The following is a 26,075-nucleotide window of genomic DNA, read 5'->3' on the forward strand; positions in this document are numbered from 1 at the left end:
CGATGGAGCTGACCCAAGTGCGCTATTTCGTCGCGCTGAGCCGGCTGCTGAACTTCACGCGCGCCGCCGAGGCCTGCAATGTCAGCCAGCCGGCGCTGACGCGCGCGATCCAGCGGCTGGAGGACGAGCTGGGCGGCCCGCTCGTCTATCGCGAGCGCAACCTGACGCAACTGACCGAACTCGGCCGGGCCATGCTGCCGCATCTCGATGCGATGCTGGCCGCGGCCGACAATGCCGCGGCGCTGGCCGAGGCGCGGCGGCGGCAGCCGATGGCGAGTCTGAAGATCGGCCTCGGCCCCGGCGTCGGCGCCTCGGCGATCGCCGGTGCGGTGCGCGAGATCGCGACGCTGATGCCCGACCTGATGGTCCGCTTCGAGGAAGCGGCCGCGGCGATGCTGGTCGAATCGATGCTCTCCGACATGCTCGACTGCGCGGTGCTGCCCGCCGACTGCGCCCTGCCGGAACGCTTCAACCACTGGAAACTCTATGAGGAGGGGGCTGTCGCGGTCATGCCGCCGCAGCACCGGCTGGCGAATGCCGCAAGCGTCACCGCCGCCGACCTGAACGGCGAGGTGCTGCTGCACGGCGAGCGCTGCGGCGGCTTCGCCCAGGCGCTGTACGCGGCCTGCGACGGGGCGTTCCGTTTGCGCCGATGCGATGGCGGCACCGGGCACATGCTGGATCTCGTCGCCGCGGGACTTGGCATCGCCCTTCTTTCGGAACGGATGGCGGTGCCCTCGCCGCTGGTGACCTGCCGCCTCGCCGAGCCGCCGCTGAGCCGCGAGGTGCGCCTCGCCGCGATCGCCGGCCGGCCGCAGGGCCCGGCGGTCGCCGGGTTCATCAAGCTCTGCCGCGCCGGTCGGGGCCTCTGAGCCGCCGCGGCAAGGTTGATTTTCCCACCCAGCGCGCCGAATGTGCGGTGGCGCGAAACGAGGCCGGAGAGGGGCGCTGTGGCAATGAACGACAAGCGGCATGCCGCGATCAGCCGGTTTCCGGTGCCCGACCTCGGCGCGCTTCCCGCGGACATCCGCGAGAAGATCCTCGCCGTGCAGGAAAAGGCGGGCTTCGTTCCGAACGTGTTCCTCGCCCTCGCGCACCGGCCCGACGAGTTCCGCGCCTTTTTCGCCTATCACGACGCGCTGATGCTCCGTCCGGCCGGGCTGAGCAAGGCGGAGCGCGAGATGATCGTGGTTGCGACCTCGGGCGCCAATCACTGCCTCTATTGCGTGGTGGCGCACGGGGCGATCCTGCGGATCTATGCGAAGGATCCGGAAATCGCCGACCGGCTGGCGGTCAATCCGGGCAAGGCGCGGCTGACCCCGCGCCAGCGCGCGATGATCGATTACGCGATGAAGGTCGCGACCGCCTCGGACACGGTCGGGCCGGACGATCACGCGGCACTCTATGAACAGGGGTTCGACGCCGACGAGATCTGGGATATCGGCGCGATCGCGGCGTTCTTCGCGATGTCGAACCGGCTCGCCAACATGGCCGGGATGCAGCCCAATCCGGAATTCTTCGCGATGGGGCGGCTACCGAAAGCCTGAACGGTCAGCCGGGCGCGAGGCGCCGGCCGGACCCGCCGTCAAAAACATGGAGCTGTTCGGCGGGCAGTTCGGCGCCGAGTTCGGCGGCGCCGGGCGCCGGCCCGCTGACGCGGATCGCGAAGGTTTCGCCATTGCCGAGATGGCCGTGCAGCAGGGTCTCCGAGCCGAGCGGCTCGACCAGGTCGATCGCGACGCGCAAGGCATCGGCCGATGTGGAGAGGGTCACGTGCTGCGGGCGGATGCCGATCGTCACCCCCGCGCCCTCGCGCCCCCATGAGCCGGCGGGCAGCGCGATCTCCGGCCCGGCATCGAGCCGCGCGCTGCGGCCCTCGGGCCCGAGGCGGGCGGCGCAGAAATTCATCGCCGGCTCGCCGATGAAACCGGCGACATAGGTATCGGCCGGATGGGCGAAGACCTCGACCGGCGGGGCGATCTGCGCAGCGCGGCCCTGGTGCATGACGATCAGCCGGTCGGCGAGCGTCATCGCCTCGATCTGGTCGTGGGTGACGTAGAGGCTGGTGACGTTGAGGCGCTTCTGCAGCTTGCGGATATCGGCGCGCACCTGCACCCGCAGCCGGGCGTCGAGATTGGAGAGCGGCTCGTCGAACAGGAACAGCTTCGGCTCGCGCACGATGGCGCGCCCCATGGCGACGCGCTGGCGCTGGCCGCCGGAGAGCGCGCGCGGCTTGCGGCCGAGCAGTTCCGAAAGCCCCAGCGTGTCGGCGGCATCCTCCACTCGGCGCGCGATCTCGGCCTTCGCCATGCCCTTCAGCTTAAGCCCGTAGGCCATGTTGTCGAACACGCTCATGTGCGGATAGAGCGCGTAGTTCTGGAACACCATCGCGATGTCGCGCTTGGAGGGATCGACATCGGTGATGTCGCGCCCATCGAGCAGGATGCGGCCGCTGCTCGGCGCCTCCAGCCCGGCGACGAGGCGCAGCAGGGTCGACTTGCCGCAGCCCGAGGCGCCGACGATGACCAGCATCTCGCCATCGGCGAGGCGCAGGTCGATGCCGTGCAGCACGGTCGTCCGGCCGAAGCTCTTGGTCAGTCCCTGCAGTTCCAGCGTTGCCATTACTTGTCCGTTTCGGTGAGGCCGGCGACGAACCAGCGCTGCATCGCCACCACGACGAAGACCGGCGGCACGATGGCGAGGATGGTCGCCGCCATGACGAGGTTCCAGGGCGTGAGCTGGTCCGAGGTGATCATCTGCACGATGCCGAGCACGATCGTGTCGAGCCGCCCGTTGGTCGCGACCAGCAGCGGCCAGAGATACTGGTTCCAGCCATAGACGAACAGGATCACGAACAGGGCGGCGAGATTGGCGCCGGAGACCGGCAGCAGGATGTCGAAGAAGAAGCGCATCGGCCCGGCGCCATCGAGCTTCGCCGCCTCGACCAGCTCGTCCGGCACCGCGAGGAAGACCTGGCGGAACAGCAGCGTCGCCGTCGCCGAGGCGATCAGCGGCATGGTCAGGCCGGTGAAGGTGTTGATCAGGTGGAAGTCCGACATCACCGAATAGGTCGGGATGATCCGCACCTCGACCGGCAGCATCAGCGTGATGAAGATCAGCCAGAAGGCGACCATGCGGAAGGGAAAGCGGAAGAAGGCGATGGCGAAGGCCGAGATCGAGGAGATCGCGATCTTGCCGAGGGCGATGCCGAGCGCCATCAGCGCGCTGACCATCATCATGTGCCAGATCGGCACGCCACCCTTCGCCGTGTTGCCGAAGCCGAGCGCATTTATGAACACGGGCAGGCCCGAGAGGCGCGGGATCAGCGACAGGTCGCCGCGATTGATCGCCCCGGCCGACTGGGTGGCGCCGGAAAAGGCGACCCAGATCGGGAAGATGAAGATCAGCACGCCGAGGATGAGCACGGCGTGGGCAAGGTAGTCGGGCTTGCGGTTCATGTCGCGCGCTTGCCGGTATAGCGGAACTGGATCGTGGTGAGGACCACGATCAGCGCCATCAGGATGACCGATTGCGCGGCCGAGCCGCCGAGATCGAGATTGATCACCCCGTCGCGATAGACCTTGACCACCAGCGTCGTCGTCGAGCTGCCCGGGCCGCCGCCGGTAAGCGCGAAGATCAGCGCGAAGGCGTCGAAGGCGGCGTAGACGGTGTTGATCACCAGCAGGAAGAAGGTGGTGGGGGCGAGCAGCGGCCAGATCACGGTGCGGAACCGGTAGAAGCCCCGTGCTCCGTCGAGCGTCGCCGCCTCGATCACCGAGGCGGGCACCGATTGCAGGCCCGCAAGGTAGAAGATGAAATTGTAGCTCACCTGCTTCCAGGCGGCGATCAGCACGATCAGGCCGAACGCGTCGTTGCCGTTGGTGGCGTAGTTGAAATCGATGCCGAGCCGGGCAAGGCCGTTGGAGAGCAGCCCGATCTGCGGCTGGAGCAGGAAGACGAAGATCACCGAGGCCAGCGCCGGCGCGATCGCGTAGGGCCAGATCAGCAGGACGCGATAGACCGACTGGCCGCGTATGCCGCGGTTGGCGAAGCAGGCGAGGACGAGGCCGCCCGCCATCGACAGCACGGTGACCGCGGCACAGAAGGCGACGGTGCGCAGCAGCGCCGCCTGATAGACCGGCGAGTCCAGCAGCGCGCGGAAATTGGCGAGGCCGACGAAGGTGGTGTTCAGCCCGAAGGCGTCCGTCGCCTGGACGCTTTCGGAGAAAGCGCGCCAGGCGGGAAGCAGGAAGAACAGGATCGTGATGGCGAGCTGCGGGGCCACCAGGACGGCCGGCAGCAGCCGGCCGCCGAAGAGGGTGCGTCTCTCCATCGCGCCGGCTGGTCAGCCGTGCAGGGCGCGGGCGAAGCGGTCGACCACCGCCTGGCTGCGCTGCTGGGCGCGCGCCAGCGCCTTGTGGGCCGGCGTGCCGTTCTGGATCGCGCTTTCCCACTCTTCCTCGATGATCACGCGGACTTCCGGCATGCCGCCCAGGCGGATGCCGCGCGAATACTTCGTCGGCTCCGTGCGGGTGAGCTGCTTGACCGCGAGGTCGCCGCCCGGCTGCTTTGCGTAAAAGCCCTGCTTGGCGATGTAGTCGTTCCCCGCCAGCGTTACCGGCACATAGCCGGTGGCCTCGGCCCAGCCGGCATCGTTCTGCGGTTCGGAGATGAACTTGAAGAAGCGCGCCACGGCCTCGTATTCCGCCTTGCCACGGCCCGGCGCGGTCATCGCCCAGAAGGCGGCGCCGCCGATGATCGAGTTGATCGGGCTCTTGATGATCGAGGGATGGTAGGGGAGGTAGGCGTTGGCGAAGCGGAACTTCGCGCTCTTCACCAGCTGGCCGTAGATCGAGGAGCTGTCGAAGGTGATCGCCGCCTTGCCGGCATAGAAGATCGGGCTCGGCTTGCCGTCGCGGCCCTCGTAGTGGAACAAGCCTTCCTTCTGCATCGTCAGCAGCGTGTCGAGATTGCGCACGAAGGGATGCGAGTCGAGCCGCAGTTTCGGGTTCGGGCCGCCGAAACCGTCATTCAGCGTGGCGTATTCGACATTGTGGATGGCGGCGAATTGCTCGAAATGCACCCAGGTCGGCCATGAGGTCATCACCGGGATTTCAGCGGCACCCTTCGCCTTGACCGCGCGGGCGGCCTTGATCACGTCGTCCCAGGTCGCGAGCGGGGCCTTGGGGTCGAGCCCGGCCTTCTCGAAGGCGTCCTCGTTGATCCACATCAGCGCGGTCGAGGAGTTGAACGGGGCAGCGCCCATCTTGCCGTCGTTGAGGCTGTAGTAGCCGCGCACCGCAGGGATATAGGTGGATGCCTCGATCGGCACGCCCGTCATCTCCGCGAGCTTGTAGACATCGACCACGGCGCGGCCGGCGCCGAGCATGTCGGCGGTGCCGACATCGAACACCTGGGCGATCGAGGGCGCCTTGCCGGCGCGCCAGGCGGCGATGGTGGCCGTCAGCACCTGCGGGTAGGAGCCCTTGTAGACTGCGTCGACGGCGAAATCCGCCTGGCTCTTGTTGAAGGCGTCGACGATCGACTGCAGCTTGTCGCCGAGCGCGCCACCCATGGCGTGCCAGAGCACGACCCGGGTGGGCGCTGCGGCGCGCGCGGTTGCGGCGACCAGCGCCGTGGCCGGGGCCGAGGCGATCAGGGTGCGGCGTTTCATGCAGAGTCCCCTTTTTTGAATTGGCGCTGCCAGTTAACGCGCCTGCATGTCATGGCGATGACAGTAACGTGACACATTGATGACAAGATCACGTGGCGCGGCGGCGATCAAGCCCCGTCCGCGGTTGCCGGGAGCCGCGCGCCGGCCCTATGGTCCGGGCAACGGCGCGAGGGAAGGAGCGGGCGATGTTCGTGATGGCGGGTGACATCAATGTTCATGTCAGGATCGACGGGCGGGATGGATCGCCGCCGCTGGCTCTGCTGCATTCGCTCGGGACCGACCACCGGGTTTGGGACGACCAGGCCGCGGCGCTCGCGCGGAGCTTCCGGGTCATCCGCCCGGACATGCGCGGCCATGGCCTGACCGAGTCGACGCCGGGCGATTACACCATGGCGCAACTCGCCGGCGATGTCGCCGCGGTGCTCGACGCCCTCGGCGTGGGCGCCGCGGTCATCGGCGGCATCTCGATCGGCGGGATGATCGCCCAGGAATTCGCGGCGCGGCATCCCGGCCGCACCGAGGCGCTGATGCTCTGCGACACCGCGATGGCGATCCCCTCGCTCGAATCGTGGCGCGAGCGGGTGGCGAGCGTGCGCGGGCAGGGAATCGGCGCGATCGAGGACGGGGTGCTGGCGCGCTGGGTGACGCCCGGCTTCATCGACGCGCCGCCGGCGCGCGGCCTGCGCGCGATGCTGCGCGGCACCAGCATCGATGGCTATGCGGGCTGCGCGATGGCGATCGCGATGGCCGATCTCGGGCCGACGACGCGCCGGCTCAAGGTGCCGGCCCTGGTGCTGGTCGGCGATGGCGATGTCTCGACGCCGGTGGCCAGCGCGCAGGCGCTGATGACGGCGCTGGTCGAGGCGGGGGCGCCGGATGTGCGCTTCGCCGTCATCGAGAATGCCGCGCATATTCCCACCGTCGAGAAGTCAGCGGACGTTACCCGCGCGATGCTCGACTTCCTCGCCGCCCGCGGCGGCGGCGATGCGTATGAGGCCGGTCTCGGCGTGCGCCGTGCGGTGCTCGGCCCCGCCCATGTCGCCCGTTCGCTGGACGGGGCGACGGAGTTCGACCGCGACTTCCAGCGCTTCATCACCGAAACCGCCTGGGGCAAGGTCTGGACCCGGCCGGGCCTGCCGCGGGCGATGCGCTCGCTGCTGGTGCTGGCGATCACCGCGTCACTCGGGCGCGAGGAGGAGTTCAAGCTGCATCTGCGCGCGACCCGCAACACCGGAGCGACCCGGGAGGAAATCGCCGAGACGCTGATGCAGGTTGCCGTCTATGCCGGCGTGCCGGCGGCGAATTCCGCCTTCCGCATGGCGAAGGCGATCTTCCGCGAGGAGGAGGAGGGCGGCTAGGCCGCCCCGCCGCCCTCGCGGAAGCGCCGGCGGTCAGGCCCGGCCGAGTGCTGCCTTCACCCGGTCCGGCCGGAACGGCAGTTCGCGGAGCCGGATGCCCACCGCGTCATAGACCGCGTTGCTGATGACCGCCGCGGTCGGGCAGGTGGCGGGCTCGCCAGCCCCGTGCATCGGGTATTTCGGATCGTTGTTGACGATCACGACCTCGATGCTGTCCGGCACCTCGCTGAAGCGCAGGATCGGGTAGCCCACCCAGTCGCGGCTGGTCACGTGCGAGCGGTCGAACGTGACCTCCTCGTGCAGCGTGCGGCTGATCGACTGGATCACGTTGCCTTCGACCTGGTTGCGGATTCCGTCGGGGTTCACCACCAGCCCGCAATCATGCGCGACGACGACGCGCTCGACCCGGATCGTCCCGCTCTGCGGATCGACCGTGACATCGGCGATGGTCGCGACCCGGCTGTCGTCGCGGTTCACCCAGGCGATGCCGCGCCCGGTGATGGGCTTGCCGCCCTGTGGCGATCGGCCGCGCGCGGGGCGGGGCTTCCAGCCATATTGCTTCGCCGCCGCCTTCAGCACGTCGATCGCGCGCGGATCCTTGAGGTGCTTGAGGCGGAAGTCCAGCGGATCCTGCCCGGTGGCGGCGGCGAGTTCGTCGATGAAGGATTCCATCGCGAAGGTGGTCTCGTACTGCGCGGGCGAGCGCAGCCACGCGGTGCGCAGCGCGACCTTGCCATCGCCATGCGAGGAGACCTCGGCGTTCTCGAACTGGTAGGCATAGGTGATCGCCGGCAGGCCGTGGCCGACCGAGCCAACGAGATCCGGGCGGCCGATCAGCTCGGCGGCGATCAGCGTGGTGTCGAGGAAGGTCGGAATCCACATCCGGTGGCGCCAGGCGGTGACGTTGCCCTTGGCGTCGATCGCCGCTTCGAGGTCCTGCGCGATTGGCGGCCCCTTGGGCTCCCAGCCGTGCTCGTCCCAGCGCATCCACTGCACGCGGACCGGCCGGCCCACCGCCTGCGACATCAGCGCCGCGTCGGCCACGGCGTGTTCGAGCCCGTTGCGGCCATAGGCCCCGGCAGCCTCGAACCAGCGCAGTTCGATCTGGTCGGGCTTCATGCCGAGCAGCTTCGCCATGTCGCGCCGCGCCTCGTGCGGCATCTGCGTGCCGGACCAGAAGATCGCCCGTTCCTTGTTCACATCGGCCACCGCGCAGGAGGGGCCGATCGAGCCATGCATCTGGAACGGCGTCTGGTAGGTGGCCTTCAGCGTCTTCGCGGCGGTTGCCATCGCGTTGTCGACCGAGCCGCGGTTGGCGACCATCGTGGTCTTGCCGGGGGCGTCGCGCACCACGTCCCAGATCCGGTCCATCGGCGGCAGGCCGTCCCATTTGGACCATTTCGCCGGGTAGGCATCGGGGCCCTTCGGATGCAGCACCGAGCCGAGCTTCGCCGCGGCCTGGATGGCGCCCCACTCGGTCTCGCACACGACACCGAGGAAATTGTCGCGCCGGACAAGCTGCACGAAGCCGGGAATGTCCTTCACCGCGGAGACGTCGACGCTTTCCAGCTTCGCATGCACGCCATAGGGGCGCACCACGCGGCCATGCAGCATGCCCGGCACCCGGACGTCCTGGATATAGGTGAAGTCGGCGAGGATCTTGCCCGGAATGTCCTTGCGCGGAACCGAACGGCCGACGACCGTATAGTCCGCCGGGTTCTTGGGCTTCGCCTGCGGTGCCACCTTCATGCCGAACGAGGTGCCGCTGGCGCCGATCTTCATGTCGAGCCGCTTGCCGTCGACGAGCTTGCCATAGGTCACGGTCTTGCCGGGCGCGCCCTTCACCGACACCACGCCGTCCTTCACCGTGAGCGCGTCAGCCTTCGTGCCGAAATGCCGGGCGGCGAGGTCGAGCAGCGCGGCGCGGCCGGCGGCGGCGGCCTGGCGGATCTGCGGGCCGGCATAGCGGATGGTGCGGCTGCCATAGCTGGGGCCCTGATTGACCGTTTCCGCGGTGTTGCCCATCACCACGCCGAGCCGATCGACCGGAAAGTCGAGTTCCTCGGCCGCGATCTGGGCAAGGGCGGTCTCGGTGCCGGTGCCGACATCGACCTTGCCGGTGAACAATGTTGCCGTGTTGTCCGGGTGCACGGCGAGCCAGGCATAGAGGCGATCTGCCGGCGGCGGGGCATGGACGGTGCCGATCTTCTGCGGCGCCTCGGCGGCCTCGGCGCGGCCGAACAGGCTGAAGGCGATGAACAGCCCGCCGCTGCCCTGCAGGAAGACGCGGCGGCCGACGCCGTTGACGGCGTTCATGGGGTGCCTCCCTGGGCGGCATGACCCGTGGTGACGCGCTCGACCGCGCGCAGGATGCGCATGTGCGTGCCGCAGCGGCAGAGATTGCCTTCGAGCGCGGTCTTGATCTCGTCGCGCGTGGCGTGCGGCTTGCGATCGATCAGGGCCTGCGCGGTCATGATCATGCCGTTGATGCAGTAGCCGCACTGCGCGGCCTGTTCGTCGATGAAAGCCTGCTGCAACTTGTTCGGCTTGCCGTCGGAGGACAGCCCCTCGAGCGTGGTGATCTTCTGGCCGACGGCCGCCTGCAGCGGTGTTACGCAGGAATGCACGGCGTTGCCGTTCAGGATGACGGTGCAGGCGCCGCATTCCGAAAGCCCGCAGCCGAATTTCGGACCGTGCAGGCCGAGATTGTCGCGCAATGCGTAGAGCAGCATGCTGTCGGGCTCCGCCTCGACCGTATGCACCCGCCCGTTGACGTGGAGTTCCAGCTTCCGGGTCATGGCCCCTCCTTGGTTGACCGGAGCGGCGCCCGACGAGACCCGGGGCCGCGTATCGCACCCTCATCTATGGATTGTATCACCTTGTTTCACCGGCAGGCGCCGGCGGAGACCGAAAAAAGTCAGGACGGATGCCCGATTGCCGGGGCCGCGTCCTGGCGGGGCGCCGGTTCGGCCTCCGCCGGAGGGCCGGCGGCGCGGTCGATCGCACCCGCGGCGATCAGTGGCGCGGCGTCGATTCCGCTGGCGTCGAGCAGCGAGCCGACACGTTCGAGCGCGGCAAGAATCATCGCCCGCTCCCAGAGCGGCAGGCCCTGGAAGCGGTCGCGGAAGCGCTCCTGCAACAGGTCCGGCGCGCGCCCGAGCGCGGCGCGGCCCGCATCCGTCGCCGCCAGGATCACCTGGCGCTTGTCGCGCTCGCCGCGGCGGCGGGTGATCAGCCCGGCGGCAACGAGGCGGTCGGCGATATTGGTGATGGTCGCCTGGCCGAATTGCAGCGCCGTGGCGATGGTGCCCGGCGTGGCGTCGCCCCGGCGGTCGATTTCCTGCAGCACGAGGAATTGCGAGGTGGTCAGCCCCGTCGCCGCGTAGAGGCGGTGGCTGCCCTGGTCGGTGGCCCGCAGGATGCGGCGGATGGCCCGCAGCGTCGCGCTGGTGAGATCTTCGTCCATGCCCGCATGGAGCCTCAGAACGGCGCCGTTTGCAACGGGAGTATATTTTAATAATCGAAAGATATTTCATGGGCATATGGGCGCTCCGGTAAAAACATTCATAAAAAACTTGATATTTTCAAAGATTTTCGTATCTCTGGTTTCATGTCGCTGCCTGAGGTGGCGCGATACGGGACAAATCTGCTTCGGAGGATGAAATAATTCCGGGCCATATCGACAATCTGGCGGCACCGTGCGGCAGCGCGGTGGCGCTGCGTCGGCCGACCGCGGCCGACGGTCCGGCGGTGACCGCGCTGATCGCGGATTGCCCGCCGCTCGATGCCAATTCGGCCTATTGCAACCTGCTGCAATGCACCGATTTCGCCGAAACCTGCGTGCTCGCCGAGCGCGAGGGCGCGGTGGTCGGCTGGATGTCGGGCTACCGCCCGCCGTCAGACCTCTCGCGCATCTTCGTCTGGCAGGTCGCGGTCTCGTCCGCGGCGCGGGGCATCGGCCTCGGCGGGCAGATGCTCGATGCGCTGCTCGACCGTCCCGCCACGGCCGGCGTTCGCGCCCTGACCACCACCATTACCGAGGCGAACACCGCGTCGTGGCGGCTGTTCGAAAGCCTTGCCCGCCGGCGCGGCAGCTCGTTCGCCCGGGCGGTGCGCTTCGACCGCGCCGCCCATTTCGCCGGCCTGCACGACACCGAGTTCGAGGTGACGATCGGCCTTCCCCAGCCCGTCGCCGAACCAGCACGAAAGGACATCTCATGACCGATCTGCCGCGCCCCTCCCGGCGCAAGCCGGATACCGCGATCTACGAGCGCATGGAGTCCCGGGTGCGGAGCTACTGCACCGCGATCCCGCGCCAGTTCACGCGGGCCGAAGGCGCCTGGCTGCATGACAGCCACGGCGGCCGCTACCTGGATTTCCTCGCCGGCTGCTCGTCGCTGAATTACGGCCACAATCATCCGGTGCTGAAACGGGCGCTGATCGACTATGTCGCCCGCGACGGCATCGCTCATGGACTCGACTTCCATACCGACGCCAAGGCCGAGTTCCTCGACGCGCTGGAAACCGTGATCCTGAAGCCGCGAGGCATGGACTATCGCGCCATGTTCGTCGGCCCGACCGGAACCAATGCCGTCGAGGCCGCGCTCAAGCTCGCCCGCAAGGTGACCGGCCGGCAGACCGTGATCGCCTTCACCAACGGCTTCCACGGCATGACGCTCGGCGCCCTCGCCTGCACCGGCAACGAGGGCAAGCGCGGCGGCGCCGGCGTGCCGCTCGCCCATGTCAGCCACGAGCCTTATGACGGGTATTACGGCCCGGAGATCGATACCGCCGACCTGCTGGAGCAGCGCCTTGCCGACGGCTCCTCGGGCCTCGACGCGCCGGCGGCGTTCCTGGTCGAGACGGTGCAGGGTGAGGGCGGGCTGAACGCCGCCTCCGCCGGATGGATGCGCAAGATCGCCGCGCTCGCGAAGCGCCACGGCGCGCTGCTGATCGTGGATGACATCCAGGCCGGCTGCGGCCGCACCGGCCGCTTCTTCAGCTTCGAGGAGATGGGCATCCGCCCCGACATCATCACCCTCGCGAAATCGCTCTCCGGCATCGGCGCGCCGTTCGCGCTGACCCTGTTCCGCCCGGAACTCGACCAGTGGAAGCCCGGCGAGCACAACGGCACGTTCCGCGGCAACAACCACGCCTTCGTCACCGCCGCCGCGGCGATCCGCCATTTCTGGAGCGATGACGCCTTCGCCGCCGACATCGCCCGGCGCGGCGACCTGCTTGGCCGCCGGCTCGATGCGATCGCGGCGCGGCATGGGATGGGCACGCGCGGCCGCGGCATGATGCAGGGCATCGATGCCGGCACCGGCGCGATGGCCGAGCGCATCACCGGCATCGCCTTCCGCGAGGGGCTGGTGATCGAGACCAGCGGCGCCGATGGCGAGATCGTCAAGGTGCTGGCGCCGCTCACCATCGATGACGACCTGCTGGCGGCCGGGCTCGACATTCTCGAACGTGCCGTGAACGAGGCCACCGCGCCCACCTACGGCGTCGCCGCCGAGTGACGGGCCGCGACACGAAACAAGGAGCAGAAACATGATCATCCGGACTCTGAAGGAGGCGCAGGCCTCGGAGCGAAAGGTCGTCACCGATGGCTGGGACAGCGTGCGCATGCTGCTGCGCGACGACGGCATGGGCTTCTCGTTCCACATCACCACGATGTACGCGGGCAAGGAGCTGCCGATGCACTACAAGCATCATTACGAAGCCGTCTTCGTCCTGAGCGGAGAGGGCGCCATCGAGGATCTCGACGCCGGCGAGACGCACCAGCTGAAGCCGGGCGTGCTCTATGTGCTCAACAGGCACGACCGCCATGTGGTGCGCCCGAAGACCGATATCGTCACCGCCTGCGTGTTCAACCCGCCGGTCACCGGGCAGGAGGTGCATGACGCGTCCGGCGCCTATCCGCCCGCCCCGGTCGGCGAGGCGGCCTGAGGTCCCGGTCCGCAACGAACGAAACGTGGGAGAACAGACAATGGACGATCTCTATCCGTCGCGCCGCGAACCCACCCCGTCGCTGCTGCCGCGCCACGATCCGGTGGTGCATGGGCGCTGGGCGCCCGGCGCGCCGCTGAGCGACGAGCAGACGCGGTTCTACGACACCAACGGCTATCTCGTGCTGGAGAACGTGTTCGACCCCGCCGAGATCGCGCTGCTGCAGTCGGGGTCGATGGATCTGCTGGCCAACCCCGCCGGGCTCGACCGCGAGACCATCATCACCGAGCGCGGCAGCGACGAGGTGCGCTCGATCTTCGCGATCCACGCGCAGAACGAATTGCTCGGCCGTCTCGCCGCGGATTCGCGGATTGCCGGGGTGGCGCGCTTCCTGCTGGATGACGACGTCTACATCCATCAGTCGCGGCTCAACTACAAGCCGGGCTTCGATGGCAAGGAGTTCTACTGGCACTCCGATTTCGAGACCTGGCATGTCGAGGATGGCATGCCGCGGATGCGCGCGTTGTCGATGTCGATCCTGCTGGCGGAGAATACCGCGAATAACGGGCCGCTGATGGTCATCCCCGGCTCGCACCGCAAATATCTCACCTGCGTTGGCGAGACGCCAGAGAACCATTACCGCTCCTCGCTGAAGAAGCAGGAATACGGCGTGCCCGACCGCGAGATGCTGACCGCGCTCGCCAGCGATCACGGCATCGTCGCGCCGACGGGCAAGGCCGGCACCGTGGTGCTGTTCGACTGCAACACGATGCACGGCTCGAACGGCAACATCACGCCGTTCCCGCGCTCGAACGCGTTCTTCGTGTTCAACGCGAAGGCGAACAGCCTGGTCGAGCCGTTCGGCCCGAAATCGCGGCGGCCGGACTTCATCGCCGACCGCGCGTTCACGACCGTCGACATCGTGAAGGGCCCGCTGGTGCGGCGCGAGCGCGCAGCATGAGCATGGCTCCGAGTGTCGAGAAGATCGGCGGCACGTCGATCGCGGCGATGGACGCGGTTGTCGGCAACGTGCTGATCGCCGGCCGCGCCGGCCGCGATCTCTACCGGCGGATCTTCGTGGTCTCTGCCTATGGCGGGATCACCGACCTGCTGCTGGAGCCGAAAAAGAAGACCGACGCCGCAAAACCGCCCGGGCTGTATGCCAGCTTCGCCGCCGATGGCGAGAAGGGCGACTGGCGCGATGCGCTCGATGCGGTCGCCGCCGCGATGCGCGCCCGCAACGAGGAGGTGTTCGGCACGTCGCCCGAGCGCGCCGTGGCGGATGACTTCGTCGCCGCCCGGATCGGCGAGACCCGCGCCTGCCTCGACGATCTCGACCGCCTGCGCGGCCACGGCCATTTCCGGCTCGACGAACCGCTCGCCACCCTGCGCGAGCTGCTCGCCGGGCTAGGCGAGGCGCACAGCGCGTACAACACCGCGCTGCTGCTGCGTGCCCGCGGCGTCAATGCGGCCTTCGTCGACCTGACCGGCTGGCAGGACGGGCGCAACCTCGATCTCGACGAGCGGATCCGCACCGGGCTCGACGGGATCGACTCAGCGACCACCCTGCCGATCGTCACCGGCTATGCGAAATGCAGCGACGGCATGGTCCGCAAATACGACCGCGGCTACACCGAGATGACCTTCGCCCGGCTCGCCGTGCTCACCGGCGCGCGCGAGGCAATCATCCACAAGGAGTTCCATCTCTCCAGCGCCGATCCGAAGGTCGTCGGCGTCGGCAAGGCGCGCAAGATCGGCCGCACGAATTACGACGTGGCGGACCAGCTCGCCAATCTCGGCGTCGAGGTCATCCATCCCGGTGCGGCGCGCGGCCTGCGCCAGGCGGGCATTCCGCTGCGGGTGCGCAACACCTTCGACCGGCACGACGAGGGCACGCTGATCTGCGCCGACTACGTTTCAGCCGCGCCGCGCATCGAGATCGTCACCGGCATCCGCGAGCTGCGCGCGCTTCAGTTCTTCGAGCAGGACATGGTCGGCAAGAAGGGCTATGACGCGGCGATCCTCGACACGCTGACGAAGCACCGCGCGCGCATCGTCAGCAAGTCGTCCAACGCCAACGCCATCACCCATTACCTCGCCGCCGGCGGGCCGACGGTGCGCCGGGTGATCGCCGATCTGGAGGCGCGATTTCCGAACGCCGAGGTCTCGGCGCCGCGCCTCGCCATGGTCGCGCTGATCGGCAGCGATCTCAGCGCGGAGGGCTGTGTCGGCCGCGCGCTCGACGCGCTCGGCGCGGCGGGAATCGGGGTCAAGGCGATGCAGCACCAGATGCGCAATGTCGACATCCAGTTCATTCTCGATACCGACCGCTTCGACGACGCGATCCGCGCGCTCCACGCCGCCCTGGTCGAATGCCGGGCGACGCAGGATGGCAAGGGCGGGACGCTACGCACCGCCGCCTGATCGTGCATGCGGGCGAAGCTGACCCGCACCGGCGGCATTGACCGCAGCCGGCCCACCGCCTAGAGCAACATCCGGTCGGGTGGAGTCATCTGATCGGATGATGCTCTATTTATCAATACAATAGAGCACGAAAGCCGACCCGGAAGGATCGGGAAGTGCTCCAGGCGGTGGGCCGGTCCGGGACGGATCGTCGGTCGCCTTGGCGTCTCCTTTGCCTTGCGGCAGGATGAGGTTCTGATGGTCTCCTCGCTGCTTTCCGTCCGCAGTCTGCTGTTCTCCATCTTCATGCTGATGGCCGGCAGCGGCTTCCTCGCGACGCTGATGAGCCTGCGGCTCGAAGCCGCGGGCACGACGCAGCTGCTCATCGGGCTGATCGGCACCGCCTATTACGCCGGGCTGACGCTGGGCGCGCTGCGCGCCGGGCGGATCATCGAGCGGGTCGGCCATATCCGCGCCTTCACCGCCTTCGTCTCGCTGTTCTCGGCGAGCACGCTGGCCTGCACGGTCTGGCAGGAATTCGGCTTCTGGGCGGTGCTGCGCTTTATCGAGGGCCTGTCGCTTGCCGGCGTGTTCATCTGCATCGAAAGCTGGCTGAACGAGCGGGCGACGCCGCAGACCCGCGGCGCCATCCTCGCCTTCTACATGGTCGCGCTCTATGCCGGGCAGGGGGCGGGACAGTTTTTGCTCGACCTTGGCAACCGCGTCCCGGCGCTGCCGTTCATCGCCGCCTCGATCCTGCTTTCGCTCGCGGTGATCCCGATCGCGCTGACGCGGATCCCCGGCCCCGCGCTGGGGGGGGCGACGCCGCTCTCCTTCGTCCGTCTCTACCGGATCTCGCCGCTCGGCATCATCGGCGCGGCGGTGACCGGCGTGATGCTCGGCGGTTTCTACGCGCTCGGCGCGATCTACGCGCACGGGCTCGGCATGGGCAGGCCGCAGACCGCGCTGTTCATGAGCCTCGTGATCCTGGGCGGCGTGGTGCTGCAAATCCCGATCGGGCGGCTTTCCGACCGGTTCGACCGGCGCAAGGTGATCATCGGCACGTTTGCCGGCACCGGGCTGGTCAGCCTCGTGCTCGGCCTCCTGGCCCGGCGGCCGGACATCGTGGATACGCTCGGCCTGCTGTTCGGCGGCCTCGTCTTCACCCTCTACCCGCTCTGCGTCGCCCATACGAACGACTTTCTCGAGCCCGACCAGCGGGTGGGGGCCAGCGGCGGCCTCGTGCTGGTCTATTCCATCGGCGCGGCAATCGGCCCGATCATCGCGGCGATGGCGATGACGCGGATCGGCCCCGGCGGGCTGTTCTATTTCCTGGCCCTCGCGGCCGCGGCGGCGGTGGGTTTCGGCGTCTGGCGCCAGCGCGTGCGCGAGCCGGTGCCCAACGAGCAGCAGCAGCCCTACCAGATCCTGCCGCGCACCACGCCCATCGCCGCGACGCTCGATCCCAATACCGCGGAAGAGGGCTGACCGGCCGGGCCTACCGGAACCGCGCGACGAGGGCGACCGCCTGGCGCAGCACGCCGGCAAGGGCGGCACGCTGGGCGGCCACCAGGTCGGCCGGGGCAGCGCCCGCGAGCGGTGCCGTCGCGGTCAGGCGCTTCTGCGCGAGCGGCCGCTCGCCGATGCCGACCGGCTTCGCGACCACCAGGGTCAGCGCCGCCCGCGCCTCGCCCCGCGCGGGTGCCGCGAGCAGCGTGTCGAGCGTGCCGCCGACCGTCAGATCCGAGGTCACCGACGATCCATCCCCCACCACCGCGGCGAAATCGCCCGAGGCCTGCAGCCAGGTCATCAGCGCCGCGGTCGCCGCATCCGCCGGCGCCGTGGCCCAGCGGTTGTAATAGCCGCGATGGATGCTCCCATCGGCTTCGAGCGTGATCAGCCCGCGATCGGTCAGCGCCGGGCCGGCATCGAGGCCATGAACCTTCACCACCTTGCGTGAGGGGCGGGATGCCGGGTGGAGATCCGGCGCCGGGGCGAGCGGCCAGTCGGTGCGCGGGCGGTAGGGCTGTTCCGACAGCACCGTGCCGCAGCCGGCAAGGGCCAGCGGGGCGGCGAGGGCGAGGCGGCGGGAGATCGGGGTCATGGCGTCTCTCTCGGCGGTTCCCTGCCGCGCAACGCGGCGGCGGGATTGCGTTTCAGCGTGTCGGACAGGTCTTCGAGATTGGCTGAGGCCTGCTTCAGCGATTGCAGGATCGGCAGCATCTGCCGCTCGACCATCGCCGTCGCCTCGTTGGCGTGGCGGATCGTCGCCTCCGACTGGGCGATCAGCGCCGGCATCGCCGCACTCGCCTTCGCGAGTGCGGCACTCGTGGTTTCGAGCTGCTGCAGGATCTCGCGGGTCTGCGTGCCGTCGGCCAGGGTGCGCATCGAGCGGGTCGTCGCCGGCAGGTCGGCCTGCCTGACCTGGTGCTTGAGCTCGACCAGCAGCCCGTTGACATTGGCCAGCGCCTCGTGAGCGCTGCCGGTGGTCAGTTCGCGGTTCACGGTGTCGATCATCGAGGTCAGCGTGTCGATCGTCCGGCCGAGCTTCACGTGCCGCATGTTGTTGAGGAAGCCCTGCACCGCGTCCTGCACCTCGGTCAGCGTGCTCGGCACCGAGGGGATGACGAGATGATGCGGCGTCCAGGGCACGGACTGCGGCGGGTTGTTCTGCGGGTTGACGAAGCTGAGTTCGAGATAGGCGAGGCCGGTGATTCCCTGCGGCGCGACCTGCACGCGCAGCCCGTGCTGGATCGCTTCGAGGATGTCGGCATCGCGCCCGAGCTTGCGCGGGTCGATCCGGTACTGGACCACGACCTGGTGATAGACCTTCTCGTTCAGGTTCTTCGGGTCGGGTGGCGGATAGTCCGCCGCGACGAGGCCGATCTCGCTCACCTTGCCGATCGTCACCCCGCGGAACTTCACCGCCGAGCCGACATCGAGCCCCTGCACCGATTCGCGGAAATAGGATTCATAGACCGCGCCCGGCCGGAACATGTTGCCCGACAGCAGGAAGACGAGCCCGACCAGCACGACGATGGCGCCGATCACGAACAGCCCGGTGCGCAGTGCGGCGCCTCTGGGTTCCATCAGCGCCCTCCCGTGATCCGGCTCATGCGGGATCCTCCTCGCGGTTGAAAAACGCGCGCACGCGCGGATGCGTGGCCGCGGCCTTGAGCTCGCGCGGCACGCCAAGCGCGATCATGCCGCGCGCCTCGCGATCGAGCATCAGGCAGCGGTCGGCGATCGCGAAGATCGAGGCGAGCTCGTGGGTGATCACGACGAAGGTGCAGCCGAGGGCAGCGCGCAGGTCGAGGATCAGCCGGTCGAGCCCGGCGCCCGTTATCGGGTCGAGCCCGGCGGAAGGCTCGTCGAGAAACAGGATCGGCGGGTCGAGCGCCAGCGCGCGGGCGATCGCGGCGCGCTTGGCCATGCCGCCGGAAATCTCCGCCGGCAGCCGGTTCGCCGCTTCCGCGAGGCCGACCAGCGCGAGCTTCACCCGCGCGATCTCGGCGCGGGCGGCGGAAGGCAGGTCGGTGAAGACGGTGAGCGGGAGCATCACGTTCTCCAGCAGGGTCATCGAGCCGAACAGCGCGCCGGACTGGAACATCACCCCGATCTCGCGGCGGACCGCCTCGACCTCGGCCACCGTGTCGTGCCCGGCAACGGTGATCCGCCCCTCGGTGGGGCGGAGCAGCCCGATCATCTGCTTGAACAGCGTTGACTTGCCGCAACCCGAGCCGCCGAGCACGACGAACACCTCGCCGCGCGCGACCTCGAAACTCACGTCCTGGAAGATCACCCGCGCATCGAAGCTCTGCGCGACGGCTTCGACGCGAATGGCGGAGGGCTCGCCGTTCACTGGCCAAGCCTGTAGAGGACCACCGCGAACAGTCCGTCGATCAGGATGGTCGCGACGATGCCGCCCACCACCGCCGAGGTCGCGGCCTCGCCCACCGCGCGCGGCCCGCCGCCGGCGGTCAGCCCGGCGCGGCAGCCGATCAGCCCGACCGCGGCACCGAAGACGACCGATTTCATCAGCCCGAGCAGCACGTCGTGCGGGCTAGCCGCCATCTGCATCTGCGCGACGATCGCCGAGGGCGGAAAGCCGAGAATGCCCATCACGAAGCCCATGCCGAGCACGCCGGAAACGTCGATCCCGAGGGCGAGGGCCGGCATCACCAGCATCGCCGCCGCCATTCGGGGGATGACGAGCATGGTGCCGGGGTCGATTCCCATCGTCGTCAGTGCCGCGACTTCCTCGTTGACCATCATCGTGCCGAGTTCGGCGGCGAAGGCCGAGCCGGTGCGCCCGGCGAGGATGACGGCGGCGAGCAGCGGGCCGAGCTCGCGGAACAGCGACAGCGAGACCAGGGCGGCGACGTAGATGTCGGCGCCGAACTGGCGCATCGGGATCGCCGACTGGAAGGCGAGGATCATGCCGATGAGAAAGCCGAGCATGATCACCAGCGGCAGCGCCTGCGCGCCGGCGCGCTCGGCGATGCGGAAGAAATTGCCGCCGCGCAGGAAGCGCCGCCGGGCCGGCAGGCCGGTCGTGGCGAGGATGGTCTCGCCGAAGAAGGCGATGCGCACGCCCAGCGTCCGCAGCGGCCCGGGGCCTCGCACCGTGCGCGGCGGCGGCGGCGGCGCGCCGGTCTCGGGCAGGGCGGCGCGCAGCCGGGCGATCAGGCCCTCGGCCGCCGGCGTCAGCCCCTGCCAGCGGGTTTCCCCGTCATGGCCGCGTTCGAGGGCGAGCAGCAGCGCCGCGCCCGAGGTGTCGATCCGCGCCGCGCGCGAGAGGTCGAGCGTCATCACCCCCTGCGCCGCGCGGGCGACGGCGATGGCGCGCGGCCAGGCCTCGGTCAGCGCGGCGGCGGTGAGCGGCCCGGTCAGGGCGATCACCGGCCCGTCCGCGCCGCCCGCGATCTCGACCGCGGCCTCGCTCATCCGAACCAGGCCGGAAGGTGCCAGCCCAGACGCGCCGCTACCTGAAGGATGCCGCCATGGATCATCTCAAGCGCTACATATAGGACGATCGCGAGCCCGACCCAGACCAGCCAGCGCCGTTTCGTGAGCAGGCGCGCGACGAGGTTGGCGGCGATGCCCATCAGCACCACCGAAACCAGCAGGCCGGCGGCAAGCAGGGCGGGGTGGTCGCGCGCCGCCCCCGCGACCGCCAGCACGTTGTCGAGGCTCATCGAGATATCGGCGATGATGATCCGCAGCGCCGCGTCGCGCAGCTTGCCGGGGGCTTCTCCCGCTGCCTCCTCCGGCTGGTGGTTGAACTCCCGCCAGGATTTCCAGACCACGTAGAGCAGCAGGATGCCGCCCGCGAGCGTCAGCCCGATGATCGCCAGCAGCCGGAGCGCGACCAGCGCGAGGGCGATGCGGATCACGGTGGCCGCCGCGACGCCGATCAGGATCGCCTGTTTCTGCTGCGCCTTGGGCAGCCGCGCCACGGCGAGACCGATGACGATCGCGTTGTCGCCCGCGAGGACGAGGTCGATCATCAGGACCTGCGCGAGCACCAGCGCATCGGCGAGCATGAATTCCATTGCATCGGGTTCGCGGAGCCGGCCCATCTTGTCAACCGGACCGCCCCGGCCCAAAACGGCGCCGCGCCGCCTGCCGGCCTGGAAGATGGGAGAATTCGATGGTTCCGCGTTACGCCCGCCCGCAGATGGTCGCGATCTGGCAGGACTTGAACCGCTACCGGATCTGGTTCGAGATCGAGGCGCTGGCCGCCGAGGCGATGGCCGCCACCGGCGACGTGCCGGCCGAGGCCGCCCGCGCCATCCGCGAGAAGGGCGGCGCGCGGATCGCCGCGATGACCGAGGCCGATGTCGAGCGTATCGCCGAGATCGAGCGCGAGACGCGGCACGACGTGATCGCCTTCCTCACCTGGCTGGCCGAGGGAATCGGGCCGGACTCGCGCTTCGTCCATCTCGGCATGACCTCGTCGGACGTGCTGGATACCTGCCTCGCCGTGCAGCTCACCCAGGCGAGCGATCTTTTGCTGGAGGGGATCGACGCGGTGATGGCGGCGCTCAAGCGCCGGGCGATCGAGCACAAGCTCACGCCGACCATCGGCCGCAGCCACGGCATCCATGCCGAGCCGACCAGCTTCGGCCTCAAGCTCGCCGGTCACTACGCCGAATTCGCCCGCAACCGCGCCCGCCTGCTCGCCGCGCGCGAGGAGATCGCCACCTGCGCGATTTCCGGCGCGGTCGGCACCTTCGCGCATCTCGACCCCGCGATCGAGGCGCATGTGGCGCAGAAGCTCGGCCTGCGGCCCGAGCCGGTCTCGACCCAGGTGATCCCGCGCGACCGCCACGCCGCCTTCTTCGCCGCCCTCGGCGTGATCGCCTCCGGGATCGAGCGGCTGGCGACCGAGGTGCGCCACCTGCAACGCAGCGAGGTGCGCGAGGCCGAGGAATTCTTCCACCCCGGGCAGAAGGGCTCGTCGGCGATGCCGCACAAGCGCAACCCGGTGCTGTCGGAAAACCTCACCGGCCTTGCCCGCATCGTGCGCGGCTACGTGGTGCCGGCGATGGAGAACGTCGCCCTCTGGCATGAGCGCGACATCAGCCACTCCTCGGTCGAGCGGGTGATCGGGCCGGATGCGACGATCACGCTCGATTTCGCCCTGCACCGGCTGGCCGGCATGATCGAGAAGCTGACGGTCTATCCGGAGCGGATGGCCGAAAATATCGAATCGCTCGGCGGCGTCGTGCATTCGGGCGAGGTGCTGCTGCTGCTCGCCCGCGCCGGCATCTCCCGCGAGGATGCCTACCGGATCATCCAGCGCAACGCGATGGCGACCTGGACCGCGCTCGGCAAGCCGGATTTCCGCCGCTTCCGCGACCATCTGCTGGCCGACCCGGACGTGGCCGGCCGGATCAGCCCGGAGGCGATCGACGCGGCGATGGACCCGCGCCTGCATCTCGCCCGGGTCGATTCCATTCTCGACCGGGTGTTCGGCTCGCACTGACCGGCGGCGCGCGATGTGCTCGCTGATCCTGTCGTTCCTGCCGGGCGATGCCTGGCCGGTCGTGATCGGCGCCAATCGCGACGAGATGCTGGCGCGGCCGTGGGACCCGCCGGCCGCGCACTGGCCGGAGCGTCCCGGCGTGATCGCCGGGCGCGACCGCACCGCCGGCGGCACCTGGCTCGGCCTGAACCGCCACGGCGTGGTCGCCGCCCTGCTCAACCGCACCGGCAGCCTCGGCCCCACGCCGGGCAAGGCGAGCCGGGGCGCGCTGCCGCTGATGGCACTGGAGGAGCGCTCGGCGGCGGCGGCGGCGGCGCGGCTCGCCCGGCTGGATGCCGGGCGCTACCGCAGCTTCAACCTGCTCGTCGCCGATGCCGCCGGCGGATACGTCCTGCGCGGGTTGGAACGCGGCGCGCCGGAGACGATGCGGCTCGACCCCGGCATCACCATGATCACCGCGCACGACCCGAACGATCCGGACAGCCCGCGCATTGCCCGCTATCGCGGTGCGTTCGAGGCTGCCCCCCGCCCCGATCCCGCCGCCGATGCGTGGACCGCCTGGCGGGCGCTGCTGGCGGATCGCGCCCCGCCCGCCGACACTGCGCTCAATGTCGGCCCGCGTGGCGGGTTCGGCACCGTGTCCTCGGCGCTGATCGGTCTCGGCGGCGAACGCGCGCGCTTCCTTTTTGCTCCCGGTCCGCCTGACCGGACCGATTTCGCGTCGGTCATCTGAGGCTGGTTAAGCCGCGGATGGGCCGGCACAGGGCCGGCCCTGCAACAATCGGGCTGGTGGCTCTGCTTACCGCATGGTCGGAATCGCGAATTCGGCGCCGGCGCGGATGCCGGTCGGCCAGCGCGAGGTCATGGTCTTCAGCTTGGTGTAGAAATGCACGCCTTCATGGCCGTGCATGCCGTGATCGCCGAAGGCCGAGCGTTTCCAGCCGCCGAAGGAGTGGAACGCCATCGGCACCGGGATCGGCACGTTGATGCCGACCATGCCGACCTCGATCTGGTCGGCGAAGCTGCGCGCGGCGTCGCCATCGCGGGTGAAGATCGAGGTGCCGTTGCCGAATTCGTGCTCGTTGATGATCCTCACCGCGCCATCGAAATTCGCCTCGCGCACCACCGAGAGCACCGGGCCGAAGATCTCCTCGCGGTGGATCTTCATCCCGGGCCGGACATGGTCGAACAGGGTCGGGCCGACGAAATGGCCGTCCTCGTGGCCCTGCAATCTCAGGCCGCGGCCATCGACGACGAGGCGCGCCCCTTCCGCGATGCCGGCCTCGATATAGGATTCGACCTTCGCCTGGTGTTCCCTGGTGATCAGCGGCCCCATCTCGGCCTCGGGGTCGAGCCCGGGGCCGACTTTCAGGCTGCGCGCCCGGCTCGCGATGCGCTCGACCAGCGGGTCGGCGATGCCGCCCACCGCGACGGCGACCGAGATCGCCATGCAGCGCTCGCCGGCCGAGCCGTAGGCGGCGCCGATCAGCGCGTCGACCGCCTGGTCGAGATCGGCGTCGGGCATGACGATCATGTGGTTCTTGGCGCCGCCCAGCGCCTGCACGCGCTTTCCGTGATGCGAGGCGGTGCGGTAGATGTGCTCGGCAATCGGCGTCGAGCCGACGAAGCTGACGGCGGCGATGCGCGGGTCGGTCAGCAGCGCGTCGACGGCGGTACGGTCGCCGTTGATCACGTTGAACACGCCTGCCGGTAGCCCGGCTTCCTTCAGCAGTTCGGCGAGCAACAGGCCGGGCGAGGGGTCCTTTTCCGAGGGCTTGAGGATGAAGCAGTTGCCGCAGGCGATCGCCATCGGGAACATCCACATCGGCACCATCACAGGGAAGTTGAACGGCGTGATGCCGGCAACGACGCCGAGCGGCGCGCGGAACGAGTAGCTGTCGATGTTGGTGCCGACATTGCGTGAATAATCGCCCTTCAGCAGTTCGGGAATGCCGCAGGCGAATTCCACCACTTCAAGGCCGCGCACCACTTCGCCGCCGGCATCGGAAATGACCTTGCCGTGTTCCAGCGTGATCGCCTTCGCCAGCTCGTCCTTGTGCTGCTCGACGAGTTCCTTGAAGCGGAACATGATCCGCGCCCGGCGCAGCGGCGGGGTGGCGGCCCAGGCGGGGAAGGCGGCGCGCGCCGCGGCGATCGCCGCCTCGATTTCCGCCGCCGTCGCCACCGCCACCGCGCCGGTCTGCGCCCCGGTCGCCGGGTTGAAGACGGGCAGACGCTCCGCCCCCGTGCCCGCGACGGTCTCGTTGTTGATGAAATGACCGATTGTTTTCATGGCGTATCCCCGTTTTCCGTTGCGTCATAATGTTCCGTGTCGGCGCGGCTGCGCAAGGGGCGGTCTTGCGCGCGGGCGGCGCCGGAGGCCATCATGCCGGCATGACGCAAGGCACGAATTACCGGATCGATGGCGCCCGCCTCTGGCGCGCGCTGATGGACATGGCCGAGATCGGCGCGACGCCGAAAGGCGGGGTCAACCGCGTGACGCTGACCGAGGTGGACCGCGCGGGACGCGCCCGTTTCGCCGAATGGTGCGCCGCCGCCGGGCTCAGCCTGCGCACCGACACGATGGGCAACATGTTCGCCCGCCGCGAAGGGCGCGATCCGAACCGCTTGCCGGTGATGTTCGGCTCGCATCTCGACAGCCAGCCTACCGGCGGCAAGTTCGACGGCGCGCTCGGCGTTCTTGCCGGGCTCGAGGTGATGCGCACGCTCGATGAGCTCGGCATCGTCACCGAGGCGCCCCTCGAGCTGGTCAACTGGACCGATGAGGAAGGCTGCCGCTTCGGCCGCGCGATGATGGGCAGCGCGGTCTGGGCCGGCGTGCAGCCCGAGGCGGCGATCCGTGCCCTGCGCGACGCTTCGGGCGTGACCGTCGCCGAGGCACTGGCCGCGATCGGCGCCGAGGGAGCGGAACCAGCGACCCATCGCCCGGCCGATGCGTTCTTCGAACTGCACATCGAACAGGGGCCGCTGCTCGAGGCGGGAGGCGAGGCGGTCGGCATCGTCACCGGCGCGCAGGCGCAGGTCTGGTTCGATATCGTGCTGACCGGCCGCGACTCCCATGCCGGCACCACGCCGCCCGCCGCCCGGCGGGATGCGCTGGCCGGAGCCGCGGAGATCGTTCTCCTGGTCGAGCGGCTGATGCGCGAATGCGGTGAGTTGGGGCGCGGCACGGTCGGGCGGCTGAGCGTTCATCCCAACTCGCCCAACGTGGTTCCCGGCGAGGTGCGTTTCGCCGCCGAGTTCCGCAACCCGTCGGATGCCGAGATCGCCCGCCTCGCGCGGGAATTCCCCGAACAGGCGGCGGCGCTCGCCGCGGCACGCGGGCTCGGGATCGTGGTGACCCCGGTTTTCCGCGTCGAGGCGACGCCGTTCGACGCCGCCTGCGTCGATCTCGTCCGCGAGGCCTGCCGGCGGCGCGGGCTGGCGGCGCGGGAGATGGTCTCCGGGGCGGGGCACGATGCCGTGCATATCGCCCGCGTGGTGCCGAGCGCCATGATCTTCACGCCCTGCAAGGACGGGCTGTCGCACAACGAGGCGGAATCGATCACCGAGGATCAGGCGGAGACCGGCGCGCAGATCCTGTTCGACGTGGTTCTGGCCCGCGCCAACCGCCCGCTCACGGCCGCTTGATCGAGGTCAACGACCGCAAATCATCTTGCTCCTAGCCTGTTCGCGT

Annotated in this window: 25 protein-coding genes; 12 read left to right on the forward strand and 13 right to left on the reverse strand. The window is 69.1% G+C overall.

Going from position 1 to position 26,075, the window contains the following annotated elements; translation table 11 throughout:
• The first annotated feature begins 2 nt into the window (after window positions 1-2).
• Window positions 3-872 (forward strand): LysR family transcriptional regulator, encoded by an 870-nt coding sequence (locus ACMV_RS16615; RefSeq protein ID WP_007424009.1) that lies wholly within the window; start codon window positions 3-5, stop codon window positions 870-872.
• 84 nt (window positions 873-956) lie between these two features.
• Window positions 957-1,547 (forward strand): peroxidase-related enzyme, encoded by a 591-nt coding sequence (locus ACMV_RS16620; protein ID WP_041665161.1) that lies wholly within the window; start codon window positions 957-959, stop codon window positions 1,545-1,547.
• Between the two features lie 4 nt (window positions 1,548-1,551).
• On the opposite strand, the gene ACMV_RS16625 is transcribed toward ACMV_RS16620, so the two are convergent.
• Genes ACMV_RS16625 through ACMV_RS16640 form a run of 4 tightly spaced genes read right to left on the reverse strand, consistent with a single transcriptional unit; the run spans window position 1,552 to window position 5,674 of the window.
• Entirely contained in the window at window positions 1,552-2,622 is a 1,071-nt protein-coding gene (locus ACMV_RS16625; protein ID WP_007424007.1) for an ABC transporter ATP-binding protein, read from the reverse strand.
• Complete coding sequence (gene ugpE, locus ACMV_RS16630) at window positions 2,622-3,458, reverse strand: sn-glycerol-3-phosphate ABC transporter permease UgpE (RefSeq protein WP_007424006.1); 837 nt, start codon at window positions 3,456-3,458, stop codon at window positions 2,622-2,624. The genes ACMV_RS16625 and ugpE overlap by 1 nt, the downstream gene beginning before the upstream one ends.
• A complete protein-coding gene (locus tag ACMV_RS16635) occupies window positions 3,455-4,333 on the reverse strand; it encodes an ABC transporter permease subunit (RefSeq protein WP_007424005.1) in 879 nt (292 codons plus the stop codon). Before ACMV_RS16635 ends, ugpE begins: the two co-directional genes overlap by 4 nt.
• A gap of 12 nt (window positions 4,334-4,345) precedes the next feature.
• Window positions 4,346-5,674: an extracellular solute-binding protein gene (locus tag ACMV_RS16640; RefSeq protein ID WP_007424004.1), complete on the reverse strand. Its 1,329-nt coding sequence runs from the start codon at window positions 5,672-5,674 to the stop codon at window positions 4,346-4,348.
• Window positions 5,675-5,859: 185 nt separating this feature from the next.
• Between ACMV_RS16640 and pcaDC the strand changes: the two genes are divergently transcribed.
• Window positions 5,860-7,032, forward strand: coding sequence for a bifunctional 3-oxoadipate enol-lactonase/4-carboxymuconolactone decarboxylase PcaDC (gene pcaDC, locus ACMV_RS22115; protein ID WP_013641152.1), 1,173 nt, complete (start codon window positions 5,860-5,862; stop codon window positions 7,030-7,032).
• 33 nt (window positions 7,033-7,065) lie between these two features.
• On the opposite strand, the gene ACMV_RS16650 is transcribed toward pcaDC, so the two are convergent.
• The 3 genes from ACMV_RS16650 to ACMV_RS16660 form a co-directional block, all read right to left on the reverse strand.
• Window positions 7,066-9,348, reverse strand: coding sequence for a xanthine dehydrogenase family protein molybdopterin-binding subunit (locus ACMV_RS16650; RefSeq protein WP_013641153.1), 2,283 nt, complete (start codon window positions 9,346-9,348; stop codon window positions 7,066-7,068).
• Window positions 9,345-9,830 carry a (2Fe-2S)-binding protein gene (locus ACMV_RS16655; RefSeq protein ID WP_013641154.1) on the reverse strand — a complete coding sequence of 162 codons (486 nt, stop codon included), beginning with the start codon at window positions 9,828-9,830 and terminating at the stop codon, window positions 9,345-9,347. Before ACMV_RS16655 ends, ACMV_RS16650 begins: the two co-directional genes overlap by 4 nt.
• Window positions 9,831-9,949: 119 nt before the next feature.
• Window positions 9,950-10,498, reverse strand: a complete 549-nt coding sequence (locus ACMV_RS16660) for a MarR family winged helix-turn-helix transcriptional regulator (protein ID WP_007424000.1) — start codon at window positions 10,496-10,498, stop codon at window positions 9,950-9,952.
• Window positions 10,499-10,743: 245 nt separating this feature from the next.
• On the opposite strand from ACMV_RS16660, the gene ectA reads away from it, so the two are divergent.
• The 6 genes from ectA (at window position 10,744) to ACMV_RS16690 (ending at window position 16,875) form a co-directional block, all read left to right on the forward strand.
• A complete protein-coding gene (gene ectA / locus ACMV_RS16665) occupies window positions 10,744-11,253 on the forward strand; it encodes a diaminobutyrate acetyltransferase (protein ID WP_013641155.1) in 510 nt (169 codons plus the stop codon).
• On the forward strand, window positions 11,250-12,554 hold the full coding sequence (ectB, locus tag ACMV_RS16670; RefSeq protein WP_013641156.1) for a diaminobutyrate--2-oxoglutarate transaminase: 1,305 nt from the start codon (window positions 11,250-11,252) through the stop codon (window positions 12,552-12,554). Before ectA ends, ectB begins: the two co-directional genes overlap by 4 nt.
• A 31-nt stretch (window positions 12,555-12,585) precedes the next feature.
• Complete coding sequence (locus tag ACMV_RS16675; protein WP_013641157.1) at window positions 12,586-12,984, forward strand: ectoine synthase; 399 nt, start codon at window positions 12,586-12,588, stop codon at window positions 12,982-12,984.
• A 40-nt stretch (window positions 12,985-13,024) separates the two neighbouring features.
• A complete protein-coding gene (gene thpD, locus ACMV_RS16680) occupies window positions 13,025-13,945 on the forward strand; it encodes an ectoine hydroxylase (RefSeq protein ID WP_012040480.1) in 921 nt (306 codons plus the stop codon).
• The gene (locus ACMV_RS16685; RefSeq protein WP_013641158.1) at window positions 13,942-15,408 is read left to right on the forward strand and encodes an aspartate kinase; all 1,467 of its coding nucleotides are present in this window, start codon (window positions 13,942-13,944) and stop codon (window positions 15,406-15,408) included. The genes thpD and ACMV_RS16685 overlap by 4 nt, the downstream gene beginning before the upstream one ends.
• Window positions 15,409-15,645: 237 nt before the next feature.
• The gene (locus ACMV_RS16690; RefSeq protein ID WP_013641159.1) at window positions 15,646-16,875 is read left to right on the forward strand and encodes an MFS transporter; all 1,230 of its coding nucleotides are present in this window, start codon (window positions 15,646-15,648) and stop codon (window positions 16,873-16,875) included.
• 10 nt (window positions 16,876-16,885) lie between these two features.
• On the opposite strand, the gene ACMV_RS16695 is transcribed toward ACMV_RS16690, so the two are convergent.
• From ACMV_RS16695 to ACMV_RS16715, 5 genes are read right to left on the reverse strand one after another with little or no spacing between them, the layout of a single operon-like run.
• Window positions 16,886-17,491, reverse strand: coding sequence for an ABC-type transport auxiliary lipoprotein family protein (locus ACMV_RS16695; protein WP_013641160.1), 606 nt, complete (start codon window positions 17,489-17,491; stop codon window positions 16,886-16,888).
• Window positions 17,488-18,477 carry an MlaD family protein gene (locus ACMV_RS16700; protein WP_007423491.1) on the reverse strand — a complete coding sequence of 330 codons (990 nt, stop codon included), beginning with the start codon at window positions 18,475-18,477 and terminating at the stop codon, window positions 17,488-17,490. The genes ACMV_RS16695 and ACMV_RS16700 overlap by 4 nt, the downstream gene beginning before the upstream one ends.
• Before the next feature lie 22 nt (window positions 18,478-18,499).
• Window positions 18,500-19,249: an ABC transporter ATP-binding protein gene (locus ACMV_RS16705; protein WP_013641161.1), complete on the reverse strand. Its 750-nt coding sequence runs from the start codon at window positions 19,247-19,249 to the stop codon at window positions 18,500-18,502.
• Window positions 19,246-20,334 (reverse strand): ABC transporter permease, encoded by a 1,089-nt coding sequence (locus ACMV_RS16710; protein WP_013641162.1) that lies wholly within the window; start codon window positions 20,332-20,334, stop codon window positions 19,246-19,248. The genes ACMV_RS16705 and ACMV_RS16710 overlap by 4 nt, the downstream gene beginning before the upstream one ends.
• A complete protein-coding gene (locus ACMV_RS16715) occupies window positions 20,331-20,969 on the reverse strand; it encodes a YjbE family putative metal transport protein (RefSeq protein ID WP_007423711.1) in 639 nt (212 codons plus the stop codon). Before ACMV_RS16715 ends, ACMV_RS16710 begins: the two co-directional genes overlap by 4 nt.
• Window positions 20,970-21,040: 71 nt before the next feature.
• Between ACMV_RS16715 and purB the strand changes: the two genes are divergently transcribed.
• Window positions 21,041-22,378 (forward strand): adenylosuccinate lyase, encoded by a 1,338-nt coding sequence (gene purB, locus ACMV_RS16720; RefSeq protein WP_012040486.1) that lies wholly within the window; start codon window positions 21,041-21,043, stop codon window positions 22,376-22,378.
• A gap of 13 nt (window positions 22,379-22,391) precedes the next feature.
• Window positions 22,392-23,111 (forward strand): NRDE family protein, encoded by a 720-nt coding sequence (locus ACMV_RS16725; protein WP_013641163.1) that lies wholly within the window; start codon window positions 22,392-22,394, stop codon window positions 23,109-23,111.
• Between the two features lie 66 nt (window positions 23,112-23,177).
• Here ACMV_RS16725 and ACMV_RS16730 read toward each other — a convergent pair whose 3' ends face one another.
• Complete coding sequence (locus ACMV_RS16730) at window positions 23,178-24,671, reverse strand: CoA-acylating methylmalonate-semialdehyde dehydrogenase (RefSeq protein ID WP_007424265.1); 1,494 nt, start codon at window positions 24,669-24,671, stop codon at window positions 23,178-23,180.
• Between the two features lie 29 nt (window positions 24,672-24,700).
• On the opposite strand from ACMV_RS16730, the gene ACMV_RS16735 reads away from it, so the two are divergent.
• Entirely contained in the window at window positions 24,701-26,029 is a 1,329-nt protein-coding gene (locus ACMV_RS16735) for a Zn-dependent hydrolase (RefSeq protein WP_012040489.1), read from the forward strand.
• The last annotated feature ends 46 nt before the right edge of the window (window positions 26,030-26,075 follow it).

It is taken from the genome of Acidiphilium multivorum AIU301, from assembly GCF_000202835.1.
Lineage (GTDB): Bacteria > Pseudomonadota > Alphaproteobacteria > Acetobacterales > Acetobacteraceae > Acidiphilium > Acidiphilium multivorum.